The organism is Pseudomonas sp. J452 (assembly GCF_024666525.1).
Lineage (GTDB): Bacteria > Pseudomonadota > Gammaproteobacteria > Pseudomonadales > Pseudomonadaceae > Aquipseudomonas.
In genome coordinates this window covers 3,326,624-3,340,445 of the sequence record NZ_CP088294.1, presented here as the reverse complement: position 1 = coordinate 3,340,445, position 13,822 = coordinate 3,326,624, and the positions used below count along the sequence as shown (strand labels likewise).

The 13,822-nt window shown below is 60.9% G+C and carries 13 protein-coding genes; all 13 read right to left on the bottom strand.

Translation table 11 applies throughout. The features are described from left to right. Nucleotides 1-71: 71 nt before the first annotated feature. Nucleotides 72-1,754, bottom strand: coding sequence for a flagellar hook-associated protein 3 (locus tag LRS11_RS15155; RefSeq protein WP_260493756.1), 1,683 nt, complete (start codon nt 1,752-1,754; stop codon nt 72-74). A 21-nt stretch (nt 1,755-1,775) separates the two neighbouring features. Then, nucleotides 1,776-3,845 (bottom strand): flagellar hook-associated protein FlgK, encoded by a 2,070-nt coding sequence (gene flgK, locus LRS11_RS15150; protein ID WP_260493755.1) that lies wholly within the window; start codon nt 3,843-3,845, stop codon nt 1,776-1,778. Between the two features lie 9 nt (nt 3,846-3,854). Next, nucleotides 3,855-5,039: a flagellar assembly peptidoglycan hydrolase FlgJ gene (flgJ, locus tag LRS11_RS15145; RefSeq protein WP_260493754.1), complete on the bottom strand. Its 1,185-nt coding sequence runs from the start codon at nt 5,037-5,039 to the stop codon at nt 3,855-3,857. Nucleotides 5,040-5,050: 11 nt separating this feature from the next. Continuing rightward, nucleotides 5,051-6,151, bottom strand: coding sequence for a flagellar basal body P-ring protein FlgI (locus LRS11_RS15140; RefSeq protein ID WP_260493753.1), 1,101 nt, complete (start codon nt 6,149-6,151; stop codon nt 5,051-5,053). A gap of 14 nt (nt 6,152-6,165) precedes the next feature. Then, nucleotides 6,166-6,879 carry a flagellar basal body L-ring protein FlgH gene (gene flgH, locus LRS11_RS15135; protein WP_260493752.1) on the bottom strand — a complete coding sequence of 238 codons (714 nt, stop codon included), beginning with the start codon at nt 6,877-6,879 and terminating at the stop codon, nt 6,166-6,168. Between the two features lie 64 nt (nt 6,880-6,943). Further along, nucleotides 6,944-7,729 carry a flagellar basal-body rod protein FlgG gene (flgG, locus tag LRS11_RS15130; RefSeq protein ID WP_173205856.1) on the bottom strand — a complete coding sequence of 262 codons (786 nt, stop codon included), beginning with the start codon at nt 7,727-7,729 and terminating at the stop codon, nt 6,944-6,946. A gap of 45 nt (nt 7,730-7,774) precedes the next feature. Continuing rightward, complete coding sequence (locus LRS11_RS15125) at nt 7,775-8,518, bottom strand: flagellar basal body rod protein FlgF (protein ID WP_260493751.1); 744 nt, start codon at nt 8,516-8,518, stop codon at nt 7,775-7,777. A 202-nt stretch (nt 8,519-8,720) separates the two neighbouring features. Beyond that, nucleotides 8,721-10,124 (bottom strand): flagellar hook protein FlgE, encoded by a 1,404-nt coding sequence (flgE, locus tag LRS11_RS15120; RefSeq protein ID WP_260493750.1) that lies wholly within the window; start codon nt 10,122-10,124, stop codon nt 8,721-8,723. Between the two features lie 44 nt (nt 10,125-10,168). Then, nucleotides 10,169-10,837: a flagellar hook assembly protein FlgD gene (gene flgD / locus LRS11_RS15115; RefSeq protein ID WP_260493749.1), complete on the bottom strand. Its 669-nt coding sequence runs from the start codon at nt 10,835-10,837 to the stop codon at nt 10,169-10,171. Nucleotides 10,838-10,859: 22 nt separating this feature from the next. Continuing rightward, nucleotides 10,860-11,303 (bottom strand): flagellar basal body rod protein FlgC, encoded by a 444-nt coding sequence (flgC, locus tag LRS11_RS15110; protein WP_260493748.1) that lies wholly within the window; start codon nt 11,301-11,303, stop codon nt 10,860-10,862. 14 nt (nt 11,304-11,317) lie between these two features. Next, complete coding sequence (gene flgB, locus LRS11_RS15105) at nt 11,318-11,725, bottom strand: flagellar basal body rod protein FlgB (RefSeq protein ID WP_260493747.1); 408 nt, start codon at nt 11,723-11,725, stop codon at nt 11,318-11,320. Between the two features lie 247 nt (nt 11,726-11,972). Then, complete coding sequence (gene cheR, locus LRS11_RS15100; protein WP_260493746.1) at nt 11,973-12,800, bottom strand: protein-glutamate O-methyltransferase CheR; 828 nt, start codon at nt 12,798-12,800, stop codon at nt 11,973-11,975. A gap of 44 nt (nt 12,801-12,844) precedes the next feature. Continuing rightward, on the bottom strand, nt 12,845-13,777 hold the full coding sequence (locus tag LRS11_RS15095; protein ID WP_260493745.1) for a chemotaxis protein CheV: 933 nt from the start codon (nt 13,775-13,777) through the stop codon (nt 12,845-12,847). Nucleotides 13,778-13,822: the final 45 nt, after the last annotated feature.

The following is a 13,822-nucleotide window of genomic DNA, read 5'->3' as shown; positions in this document are numbered from 1 at the left end:
AAACGGAAAAATCGCCGGGCCTGCCCGAGGGCCAGGCAAGACGATAACGGCCATGCGTTTGCAGAGAGCGATCAGCGCAACTGACTGAACAGGTTGAGCCCGGCGATCTTCACATAGCTTTGCTGTGCGGCTTCCAGAATCACGGTCTGGAAGGACAGCCGGGACAGCGCCTCGGCATAGTCCAACTCGCTCAGCTCGGCCTGGACCGCCTTGTTGACCAGGGTGACGTCTTCATTGTCGACCTCGGTGGAGTCAACCAGATTCAGGCGGGCGCCGATCTCGGTCTGCACTTCCAGGACCTGGCCGATGCCGTTGTCCAGGTTGGTCAAGGCAATGGCCACTTCGTCGCGAATCGCCAGGTTGCCAACCGTGGTGGTCGGTGACGACTCCAGCGCCTGGCGCAGGCGCGAAATGCTGTTGAGGATGCTGCGCTGCTCCTGGAACTGCGGCTTCACACCGAACTCATCACCGGCAGCAGCAGGTGCGCTCAGATTGAAGTCCACACCCAGGACGGTAAAAGTGGACGGTGCGGGTGGTGCACTGGCGCCAGTAATAATCGGCACGCTGCTCGGCCCGACTGGCTGGGCATACACGTCATAGTCTGTTGCGTTGGTAAAGCGCAACACCACGCCCGAGGTCGGGAACTGCGAGTTGAAGACGGTCTGGTCGGTGATGGTGCCGCCGCTGATCACGGCCGTCGACGGGTTGGTCGAGGCGCGTGTCACAGCGAACTCGGTGGGCGCCGACTCCAAGGTGAAACTGTGCGTACCGATGCCCGGAGAGCCTGCCACGGCGGGCGGCTGAATATCCGCCAGGAGGTTATCCAGATCCTGTTCGTTATCGCCCTCCTGCAGCACCACGTCCAGTTGGAAGCGCATGCCACGGAAGTTGATCACGTTGCCGCCATTGGCCAACGGGTCGATCACCCCACCACCGGTAATCTCCGAGGTCACATCCGCCCCGGCGGCATCATAGATACGGAACTCGCTACCGCTGACAAAGGCCAGGGAATAAGGCTCGCCCGCCCGGAAGGTGCTGTTGAAGGCATCGTTATCATTAACCAGCCCCGTCGACATGAAGACGCGCTGATCGGCACTGGCTACCGGCGGAATGGTCGTCGCCGGCAATGGCGGCACCTGGCCCGCCAGAGCGGCATTGTCGATGCCACCGGTATTCAACACACGGTTGGCGTTGGTCACATCCTCGAACAGGCGCTTGCCGTTGTCGTTGATCGCCACTGTGGTCGAACTGGCCACCTGCAGGCTGCGCTGGCCTTCGTCACCGAAATACGAGTAGGTGCCATCCGGATTGCGCACGAAAGGCTCGGTCTTGCCGAGGAAACCGGCAAACAGGTACTCACCCCGGGCATCACGGCTGTTCATCAGGTTGAGCAGTTCACCCTCGCGCTCTTCCAGTTCCTTGGCGATCGATTTGCGGTCATCGGCAGACAGCGCGCCGCCACCGGCCTGCACGGCCAGCTCGCGGATACGCTGCAGCACCGTATTGACCGAGTTGAGCGTGGTCTCTTCCTGGGTCAGGCTGTTCTTGGCGGCGGTCAGGTTTTCCTTGTACTGCCCGAGCAACGACTGTTGCTGCTGCAACTGCAACAGGCGCACCGAAGCCACCGGGTCGTCCGCCGGAGTCAGGATGCGCTTGCCGCTGCTGATCTGCTCCTGAGTGCGGATGACATTGGAATAGTTGCGACCAATGCCGCTGACACCGTTATTGAAAGCCTGGATGGAAGAGATACGCATGACCATGGTGGCTGTCCGGCTTTAGAAGGTGTTGATAAGGGTATCGAACAAGGATCGCGCAACTTGAATGATCTGCGCCGAAGCCTGGTAGTACTGTTCGAATTGAATCAGCTTGGCTGCCTCTTCATCCAGGTTCACCGCCGATACCGAATCGCGGTTGTCGGTCGCCTGCTTGAGGATCGAGCTAGTCGCCTCACCATCGACCCGCGCCTGGCTGGTCAGGGTGCCGACCCGTTCGACCAGATCACCATAGGTATCAGTAAAACTCGTACCGGTGGTGTTGGGGAAGTTCGGATCGATACCGACGGTCGTCTTGTTCTGCAGATCCGCCAGTTTCAGCGCATTGCGGTTGTCGGATACGCCATTGGTGTTGAACGAGATGGTGAAGTTGTCACCCGTCTCCGGACGACCGCTGATGGTGAACTCGAAAGTGAAGTCATCCGGCGCGATACCGGCGGTAATCTGCTGGGTGTTGTTCTGCCCCGGCACGATGGTGTTGGTCACGGGTGGGACCAGTGGTCCTGCAGAGTCATAGACTTCATAATCGGTCGCCGAGGTGAACACGATACGCAGCGGCGGCGCGGTACGCAGGCTGTTTTCCAGGGCGGCCTGGGCCACCGGATCATAGATATCGATTTGGGTGATCAGGCTGGGCTGGGTGATGGTGCCATTGCCGATATTGGCCGGGCTGGTTTCCGCCTTCAGCGGCGAGGCGAACGCCAATTCCTGGGGGTTGGTCAGGTCGGAGCGAATGTAGCTGCCTTCGTTGCGGGTCGGCATGATGCGAAAGCGATCACCGGCCGCGAAGGTGCCGGCTGCCACATTCATCGAGAAGCCATCGAAGATCAACGGCGTGGCACTGGTGATGTCATAGGGCGCCGGTGCCGCCACCAGCGGAGTATCCGGATCGGCATCGTCGTCATACAGGGCAGAAACCATCTGACCATCGGAGATGCGCCGTACCGTGTACTCGGTGGCACTGGTGAACTCCACTTCATAATCGCTGGTGGTCAGCGTCGTGGTGTCCTCGATAAACACGTTCAGGTTGGCCGTGCCATCGCTGTTGCCAACCCGCGCCAGGCTGCGCTGGGTCAACAGGGTCGGGTCATTGATATCGCGAAACAGCGGCTCGCCAAAGTTGCCCTTGAGATCGAGCCCCTGCCCCAGCTGGGTATTGATCTGGTCGGCAACCGACAGCGCCAGGCGCCCCACCGAGTTCAGAGTCTCGTCGAGCACGTCTTCGCGGTAGCGAATCAGCCCACCCATTTCACCACCGGTGATCAACGAGGTGATGCCCTGGCGCGAGTTGCCACTGACGAACTCGACTTCGCTGCGCAGAGGGTCCGCCTGCCCTTGCACCACGGCCAGCTGCGCAGCCGTGGAACCCACCACCAGCGGTTGGCCGGAGCCGATGAACAGGTTGTAGGTATTGTCATCCTGCGGCACCACGGTGACGCCGATGAACTCGGACAGCTGGCGCACCGCCTCTTCGCGGGCATCCAGCAGGTCATTCGGCTGCTGGCCATTGGCGCCTGCGACGGCGATGGCATCGTTGTAGCCGGCAATCGAGGTGGCCAGCTGGTTGACCTGATCGGTCACCGCCTCAAGCTGTTTGTTGATGAACGCGTTCTGCTCATACAGGCGGTCGTAGATCGTGTTGAAACGCTTGGCCAGGCCTTCGGACTCGGACAGTACCAACTGCCGCGCCGGGATGTTGGCTGGGTCTTCCGCCGCGGTCTGCAGTGCGGCGAAGACCCTCTGCAGCCCCGGCGTGATGCCAGTGGTGCTGCCGGCCAGCAGCGAATCGAGCTGGTTGATCTGGCTCAGGTAGGCACTCACATCGCTGTTCAGTGCCGTGCTGGTGCGCACCTGGGTGGTGAGGAACTCGTTGTAGATACGCCGCACGTCGACCAGCGTGGTACCCGAACCGATGTAGCCCACCCCACTGAACTGCGGGACGCGCGTGGCCTGGATGGTGTCCTGCCGGGAAAACCCGGGCGTATTGACGTTGGTGATGTTGTGGCCGGTGACCGCCAGCGAAGTCTTGTTCGCCGAGAGCCCGGACAGGCCAATACTCAGTAAGTCAGCCATAACTCAGCCTCAGGTCCTTGTGGTCGAACTGTCGACGGCAGCTACAGCTTGATAGGTCTGCATTTTGCGGGCGATCTGGGCAATCTTGCGGGCGTACTGCGGGTCGGTGGCATAACCGGCCTCCTGCAGCTCGCGCACGAAGCTTTCCGGGTTGTCCGTAGAAGCCAGGGCCTCCTGATAACGGCCATTACTCTGCAGGAAGCTCACGTAGTCGTTGAAACTGTGCTGGAACGACTCATAGGTACGGAACGACGCCGCCTCCTTGACCGCCTCACCGCCCTTGTACTCGGTGGTCAGCACCCGCGCCGAATCACCCTGCCAACCACCATGGGCCTTGATGCCGAACAGGTTGTGGCTGCTGCTGCCATCCTGCTGGCGGATGATCGACTTGCCCCAGCCGGTTTCCAGCGCAGCCTGGGCCACCAGGTAACGGGCATCGACACCAATCTTCTGCGCGGCTTCTTCGGCCATCGGCAGCATGGTGGCGATGAACTCTTCGGCCGAACGGAACGCCGACTTGCCCGGTGCCAACGGCGGCTGGGCGATGCGCCGGCCACTGATGGCATCGCTGTCGGCCAGCTTCAGCGCTTCGCCCTTGGCTACCTTGCCGCTTTGCCCAACCAGCCAGTCGGCACCCGCCAAAGGCTGCGTCTCGGCCTCGCCGCTGGCCGGAACGATACCGGCCAGCAGGCGATCGGTCAGCTTGCTCGGCAGGCTCAGGCGGCGCTGGTTGAGCATTGAGGTGTCATCACGCCCAGACGTTGCCGCCTCGTTGTTGAAACCTTGCGCAGTGGCGCTCGCAGACGCCTGCTCGGCAACCTGGGCGAAGGGATTCGGCCGCGCCTTGTCGCCGCCTTTCATCTTCGACAGCTGGCGCTCCAGCACATCGGCCAGGCCGATACCGCCACCGCTTTTCGACATGGTCACGGCCAACTGCTGGTCGTGCATGTCCTGGTAGGTCTTGCTCTCGTTGCTGTTCATGAAGTTGCCTTCGGCGAACACCGCGTTCGCCGAGCGCATGGCCTTCATCATCTCGTTGAGGAACAGCGACTCGAACTCCTGCGCCACCTTCTTGATGTTGCCGTCGCTGTCGCCACCCACCTTGAACTGGTTGAGCCGGTTCAGGTCGGTGTAGGCACCACTGTCGTAGGGCTTGCCGCTGACCAGGCCGGCGGCTGCGAGTTTGGAATCCATGGCCGCCTCCTTTAGATCACGATCAGGTCAGCCTGGAGTGCGCCGGCTTGCTTGAGCGCCTCGAGGATGGCCATCAGGTCGGAAGGTGCGGCGCCGACTTCGTTCACCGCACGGACAATTTCATCCAGGGTGGTACCGGGGCCGAACTTGAACATCGGCTTGGCTTCCTGCACGGCATCCACCTTGGAGTTCGGCACTACCGCCGTTTGCCCGCCGGAGAAGGCCTCGGGCTGGCTGACGATGGGGTCTTCGCTGATGGTCACGGTCAGGCTGCCATGAGTCACCGCCGCCGGCTGCACGCGTACGTTCTGGCCGATGACGATGGTGCCGGTGCGCGAGTTGATGATGACCTTGGCCACCGCCTGCCCTGCTTCGACTTCGATGTTTTCCAGCACCGACAGGTAATCCACGCGCTGGTTGGGATCCAGCGGCGCACTGACGCGGATCGAGCCGCCATCGATGGCCTGGGCCACGCCGGGGCCGAGCAGGCCGTTGATCTGGTCGACGATATTCTTCGCCGTGGTGAAATCCGGGCGGTTGAGGTTGAGCGTCAGGCTGTTGCCCTGCTCGAAGCCACTCGGCACCGGCCGCTCCACCGTGGCACCGGCCGGAATTCGCCCGGCGGACGGAACGTTGACAGTAATGCGCGAGCCATCGGCACCGCCGGCATCGAAGCCGCCGACCACCAGGTTGCCCTGGGCCACGGCATAGACGTTACCGTCGATGCCCTTCAGCGGCGCCAGCAGCAGGCTGCCGCCGCGCAGGCTCTTGGAGTTGCCGATCGAGGAAATGGTCACGTCGATGGTCTGCCCCGGCTTGGCGAACGGCGGCAGCTCGGCATGAATGGACACCGCCGCGACGTTCTTCAGCTGCACGTTGCCGCCACCCGCCGGCACCTTGATGCCGAACTGCGCCAACATGTTATTGAAGGTCTGCAGGGTGAACGGGGTCTGCGTGGTCTGGTCACCCGTACCGTTGAGGCCGACCACCAGGCCGTAGCCGATCAGCTGGTTGCTCCGCACGCCCTGGATGCTGGCCAGGTCCTTCAGGCGTTCGGCCTGCACGGCGCTGGCGGCAAGCAGCAGGCAGAGGGCGGAAATCAGTCGCTTCATGATCGGTTACCTGGTTAGAACGGGAACAGCGGGTTCATGAAGAAACGGTCGAACCAACCCGGCTGGCTGGCATCGGCGAAGGTGCCGGTGCCTGAGTAGGTGATCCGGGCATTGGCCACGCGGGTCGAGGATACGGTGTTGTCGGTGGCGATATCGTCAGCGCGGATCAGGCCGGCAATGCGCACCAGTTCATCGCCGGTGTTCAAGGTCAGCCACTTCTCGCCACGCACGGCGAGGATGCCATTGGGCAGCACTTCAGCGACGGTTACGGTGATCGAACCGGACAGGCTGTTGCTCTGGTCGGCGGCGCTGTCGCCTTCAGTCTCGCGGGTGCCGCTATAGCTGGCATCCAGGCTGAGCCTGGCAGCATCGAGCGGATTCAGGCCGCTGTCGGGGTTATCCACGGACACTCCGCCGCCAAACAGAGAGGTCAGCCCGAGGCTGGTGCTGCTGTCCTTGGCCATCTTCGAACCGGCCGACTTGCTCGCCTGGGTCCGTTCGCTGAGGCTGATGGTGATGATGTCGCCCACGCGATAGGCCTTGCGGTCGTCATACAGGTTGGTTTCGAAACCCGCCTGGTAGATCGCGCCAGTGGTCTGCGCAGCCGGCAACGGGGTACGTGGCAGCACCGGGGCATAGTAGGGATCGTCCGGCTTCGGTGGTGGCGACACACAGCCGCTCAGGGCGGTGGCGCTCAGCACGGTAAGAAGAATCATCAGCCGGTTCATAACCACTACCTCACGGCGTTCTTGTTGCTTTAGGCGCTTGCCGAGCCAGGCCCGGAAACGCGTGTTAAAGGTTCTGGGTGATAAAGGACAGCATTTGGTCGGAAGTGGAGATGACCTTGGAGTTCATCTCGTAGGCGCGTTGGGTGGTGATCATGTTCACCAACTCCTCGACCACGCTGACGTTGGAGTTTTCCAGGGTGTTCTGCAGCATTACGCCGAGACCAGTCAGACCTGGGGTGCCGACTTGCGGCGCGCCGCTCGCTGCGGTCTCCAGGAACAGGTTGTTGCCGATAGACTGCAGGCCTGCCGGGTTGACGAAATCGGCAGTCTGGATATTGCCGATCACCTGCGCCGCCGGGTTGCCGAAGGTAGTGACCGAGACCGTGCCGTCTTCACCCACGGTAAAGGTCTGCACCTCGGCCGGCAGGACGATGGCCGGCTCCAGGGCCAAGCCCTGGCTGGTAACAATCTGGCCATCGGCGTCCAGGTGGAAACTGCCGTCACGGCTGTAGGACACGGTGCCATCCGGCAGCAGGACCTGGAAGAAGCCACGGCCATTGATGGCCATGTCGAGCGGCTGCTCGGTGGTCTGCAGGCTGCCCTGGGTATGGATCTTCTGCGTGCCGGCGATGCGCACACCGGTACCCAGCTGCAGGCCGGTAGGCAGCTCGCTGTCCTGGCTGGACTGGCCACCGGGCTGACGACGGATCTGGTACAGCAGGTCTTCGAACTCGGCGCGATCACGCTTGAACCCGGTGGTCGAGACGTTCGCCAGGTTGTTGGAAATGGTGGTCAGGTTCATGTCCTGAGCGGACAGGCCGGTTTTGCTGACCCAGAGTGCCGGAAGCATAGTGTTCTCCTCGAGTGCCGGTTTTACGGCACTTCGCGTTGGTAATTAGCTGAGTTGCATGACCCGTGCCATGGCGGTAGCGCCTTCCTCGGCGGTACGCATCATCTTCACGTGCAGTTCGAATTGGCGAGACAGCGAGAGGATCGCCGTCATCTCTTCCACGGCATTGACGTTGCTCGCTTCGAGGAAACCGGACGTCATGCGCACGTTGGCATCGGCCAGCTGTGGCTGGGTGGCGTCCTTGACGCGGATCAGGCCATCGGTACCCTTCTCCATGTTCTGCAGATCCGGCTTGACCAGCTTGATGCGGTCAACCTCGGCCATCACGCTCGGCGCCTCGCCGAGGGCGCGGATGCTGATGGTGCCGTCCTGGCCGATCTCCACCTTCTGCTCCGGCGGCACGGCAATCGGCCCGCCATTGCCGAGCACCGGCAAACCATTGCCGGTGCGCAGCTGGCCCAGGGCGTCGATCTGCAGGCTGGCGGTACGTATGTAGGCTTCGCTGCCATCGACAGACTGCACGGCGATCCAGCCCTGGCCATCGACGGCCACATCCAGCTCACGCCCGGTTTCCTGCAGGGAACCCGGCGTGAAGTCGGTGCCGGGACGCTCGCTCATGGCGTACACCCGCGCCGGGTAGCTCTCGCCGAACACCGGCATGGAACGGGCCTGCTCGAAGTCGCGCTGAAAGCCATTGGTGGAAATGTTCGCCAGGTTGTTGGCGTGGGCGCGCTGGGCCAGGGTGTTCTGGCTGGCACCGGTCATGGCGACGTACAGCATCTTGTCCATGGTGTTCTCCGAGGGTCGGCGCTTGCCGCTCGCTACTCTGTTGCAAGCTATTCAGCAAACGCCGTGCCATACTCGAAAAACAATCGTATCTATATGATATAAAAGGAATTATAAAAATAAAAAGACTCCCGAAGGAGCCTCTATGGAAGACGGACGGCGACTGCTTGCCGCTGGCGGCAAGCAGTCGCCCGAGCCACCTCGATCAACGCAGGTTGATGATGGTCTGGGTGATGGCGCTTTCGGTCTCGATGGTCTTGGCGTTGGCCTGGTAGTTGCGCTGGGCCACGATCAGGTTGACCAACTGATCCGACAGCTCAACGTTGGAGTCTTCCAGAGCGCCGGACTGCAGGGCGCCCAGGGTGCCCGTGCGCGGTGTGCCAATGACCGGCTCGCCGGAGGCGAAGGACTGCACCCAGGCAGTCTTGCCCACCGGCGTCAGCCCTTGCATGTTGGCGAAGCTGGCCAGTATCACCTGCCCTTGCACGGTGGACTGACCGTTGGTGTAGCGGGCGAAGATCACACCGGTGTCATCAATCTCAAGGCCAGACAGTTGGCCAGTGGTGTAGCCGTTCTGACTGACGCTGCTGACGGAGAAGGCACTGGCATTCTGCGTCGTGCCGCGCGGGTCGAAGGTGATGTTGTCGGTACTGCCCAGGGCACCGTTCCAGACGAAGCCGGTAGGTGAAGCACCGGTTGTATCGACAGTCGCCGGAATCCAGCCGTCACCCGCCGCACCCGTGGTATCGGACAGGAAGGTGATTTCGTTGGTCAGCGGGTCGATCGAATAACCCGTGCCCGCAGTGCCCCCCACGGTGTCAGTAATAGTGCTCAACTGCCCCGAGGTGTCGAACGCCACGTTGAAGGACATCGGCGTGTTCGCCGCATCCTGTGGGTTGAGCGGATTGAGGCCATCGATCAGCACATGCATGACCCAGGTATTCTGCCCGCCGGAGGCCGCAGTGGCATCGTCCTTGACGAAGTACTGGGTCATCACGTGGGAGTTGCCCTGGCTGTCATAGATGTTCAGCGAGGTGGACGAGTTGTAGGTCAGTGGATCGGACGGGTCGAAGGTTGGCGCCGCCGAGGTACCGGCATTGCCTGGACGCACATTGGTCGAGTTGAGGTTGAACACCTGGGAAATCGACGAAGTGGCCTGCGGCTGCTGGCTGGCCGTCTGGATGCGCAAGTCATCCACCACACCATTCTGCAAATTGCCATTGGCATCCACGGTATAGCCCTGCAGGCGATAGCCGAAGTTGTTGACCATGTAGCCGTCGCGATCGGTACCGAAATAACCGGCACGGGTGTAGCTGATCTCGCCGTTATTACTGGTCTGGAAGAAGCCGTTGCCGTTGATCGCCAAGTCCAGGGAGTTCTGCGTGTAGTTGATGTTGCCCTGGTTGAACAGCTGCGACACATCACCCAGCAGCACACCGCTGCCCTGCGGGTTGGAACCGCTGCCAAGCACCGAGGCGGCATATACGTCGGCGAATTCCGCCCGCGACTGCTTGAAGCCCGCTGTGCCGGCGTTGGCGATGTTGTTACCGGTGACGTTGAGGTCACTGGTGGCCGCGCGCAAGCCGCTGAGACCGATATTGAAACCCATGGAAGACTCCTTTGCCGTTACTGCCGGCGCTTACGATCTGTGCGTTATTGACCGATGACCTGGACCTGCGACAGCGGCACGCTGCCCAGCCCCGCGAGGTTCAACATCAGCTCGCCACCGTTTTGCCCGAGGGTGACGCTGTCGACGTTGGCCGGCAGCAAGGTGTAGAGCCCCTTGGTGCCATCGGCGTAGCTGGCCTGTGCTTCGAACTTGTAGGTGCCAGGCGGCATGACTTTGCCGCTGGCATCCTTGCCGTCCCACATGAAGCTGATATTGCCGGCAGCCTGTTGCCCCAGGTTGACGCGATTCACCGTGGCTCCCGTGCTGTCATAGATGTTGACGTAGACGTTGCTGCTGGTTTCCGGCAATACCAGGCTGCCTTTGAACGTCTCGCTGGTATCCACAACCGCCTTCTCGGTTGGCACTATCACCTTGTGCCCGACCAGCGAGGAGGCCTGCAGAGCCTGCGACGACTGATAGCCGGACAGCAGTGCGCCCATGCTGGTGTTGAGATTTTCAATGCCCTCGACCTGGCTGAACTGTGCCAGCTGGGCGATGAACTCACCGTTGCCCTGCGGCTCCAGCGGATTCTGGTTATTCAACTGAGCCACCAGCAGGTTGAGGAACTCGTTCTTGCCAAGGTCCTTGTTCTGGGTGGTGTCCTGCTTGATCTGGTATTGATCCAGGGCCGAACTGACGCCACTAACGCTCATGGTCTTGCTCCTCGTTCGCGGCTTACTGGCCCAGGGTCAGTACGCGCTGCATCATCTGCTTGGCGGTATTCATCATTTCCACGTTGGTCTGGAAGGCACGACTGGCAGAAATCATGTCGGCCATTTCCTCAACCACGTTGACGTTCGGGTAGTACACGTAACCTTTCTCATCGGCTGCCGGATGGTTCGGCTCGTAGCGCGGCATCAGGCTGCTCTGATCCTCGACGATGCCCAACACCTGCACGCCGCGACCGGCCTCGTCCTGCTCGGCAAACAGCGAACCACGGTCGCCCTGCATGCTCGACTCAAACATGGTGGCGAATACCGGGTGGCGCGCACGGTAGGTCTGGTTGATGCTGGAAGACACCGTCTCGGCGTTGGCGATGTTGCTGGAGATGGTGTTCAGGCGAGTGCTCTGGGCGCTCATGCCGGTTCCGGCAATGTTGAAGACACTGGCAAGTGACATGTTTGGTATCTCCCTTATTCGCCGCGCAGGGCGCCGACCAGCCCTTTGAATTTGCTGTTGAGCAGGGTGAAGCTGGCCTGGAACTGCACCGAATTCTCGGCGTAGCTGGCTTGCTCCTGCTGCATGTCGACGGTGTTCTGATCGATGGACGGGTGGAACGGGGTACGGAAGCGCAGCGCCGGGTCGGCCAGTTCGATACCCGCGACAGCAATGTGCTGGCTGTCGGTAAGGCTGAGACCGACCTGCTTGCGTGTGGTCTTGTCATTCTGCTCGGCCAGCACGGCGGCGAAGTCCAGATCGCGGGCCCGGTAGTTCGGCGTATCGGCGTTGGCGATATTGTTGGCCAGCACCTCGGCGCGCTGGGCGCGGAAGCCGAGTGCCTTTTCATGGATACCGAGTGCGTTGTCGAAGCTGATGCTCATGACCTTGAACCTTTGCCGTTGGGCGATCTGGTGGTGCTGTGCCAGATATTTAGCAAAGGCTATGCCAATATTTATTACCCTTATTTATCAATGAATTAGAGTAAATACAGGGTCTAGAAAAGCGGCAAGCGGCAAAGCTTTTCCGCTATTGGCAAGACAAGCGGCAATACCAGGCAAAGCGTTTGCCGCACAAACGAAAACGGGAGGCCACTGGCCTCCCGTTTGTTTCTCGCTAACGCTGCGGGCGTTACTTCACCTTGTAGATGATCCCCGGACTGCACTGCACCATCTGATACAGATCCGGCAGGGCATTCAGCGCCTCGGAGGCACCGAGGAACAGATAGCCCCCTGGTTTCAGCGTGGCATGGATGCGCGTGAGGATGTCCTTCTTCACCTCGGCGGAGAAGTAGATCAGCACGTTGCGGCAGAACACGACGTCGAACTTGCCCAGCGCCGCATAGCTTTCCAGCAGGTTTAACGGGCGGAACTCCACACGACTCTTGATCGGTGCCTTGATCGCCCAGCGGCCCGGCCCCTTAGGGTCGAAATAGCGCTGCAGACGTTCCTGCGACAACCCTCGGCCCATTGCCAGGCTGTCGTACTCACCCGACTTGCAGTTGGTCAGCATCGAGGGCGACAGATCGGTAGCGACAATCTGCACGCCAGCCTTGAGCTGCCCCAGATTGCTCTTTTCGAATTCGTCGATGGTCATCGATAGCGAGTAAGGCTCCTGCCCCGAAGAACAGGCTGCCGACCAGATGCGCAGGCGCTGGTTCGGCGAGGCCTTGATCATCTCCGGCAATACCCGGTTCTTCAGTACTTCGAAGGGGTAGGTATCACGAAACCACAGGGTTTCGTTGGTGGTCATGGCATCCACGACCTGCTCGCGCAGACCGCCACGCGGCTGCGTCTGCATTTTCTGCACAAGCTCGCCAAGCGTCTTGATGCCTTGCTGTTCCATCAGCTTGTTGAGACGGCTGGAAACCAGGTACTGCTTGTTGCTACCCAGCAAAATACCGCACGCCTTCTCCAGGAAGGTCCGGAACTGCTCGAAATCCAAATTGCCTGAAGACACTAATGCCGCCTCACCATACATAGTTACTACCGAAGGCAGCGCCCTCAGCCCTCATCTGCGACACGGATGCGCTCAACCACGCGGGAAGCCAGGTCATCCGGGCGGAACTTCGCCAGGAAGTCATCCGCCCCCACCTTCTTCACCATGGCCTGGTTGAACACGCCGGACAGCGAAGTATGCAGAATCACGTGCAGCTTCTGCATCCGTGGATCGGCACGAATCTCCGCTGTCAGGGTGTAGCCATCCATTTCCGGCATCTCGATGTCAGAAATCAGCATGAGAAACTCTTCTGCCGGATTTTTGCCTTCTTCGACCAGCTTGCGCAGGTAATCATAGGCCTGGCGCCCATCATTGAGCGCGACCACTTCGACCCCGATGCTTTCCAGGCAACGTGACACCTGCTTGCGCGCCACCGAGGAGTCGTCGCAGATCAGCACCCGCAGCGATACCGCCTTGGCCTGGGTTGCGGTATCCACCACGCCCTCGGATATGGCTTCAGACATGGGCGCGACTTCGGCGAGGATTTTCTCCACGTCGATGATTTCCACCAACTGATTGTCCACACGCGTCACTGCCGTCAGGTAATGGTCGCGCCCGGTGCCCTTGGGTGGCGGATGGATTTCTTCCCAGTTCATGTTGACGATGCGCTCGACCGAACGCACCAGAAAGCCCTGAACCTTGGTGTTGTACTCAGTGATGATGACGAAGCTGTTCTTCAGGTCATCCAGACCGGCACGTCCGGTCGCCATGGACAGATCCATGATCGGGATAGTGCCGCCGCGGATATTGGCAACACCGCGCACCACCCGACTGGACTTGGGCATGATGGTGAGTTTGGGGCACTGCAGCACCTCCTTCACCTTGAATACGTTGATGCCATACAACTGCTGCCCCTCAAGACGGAACAGCAGCAACTCCAAACGATTCTGCCCGACTAACTGAGTACGTTGGTTAACCGAGTCCAATACTCCGGCCATGCCCAGACTCCTTTTATTGTATGTAACCGGACGCTTTGCTCTAGC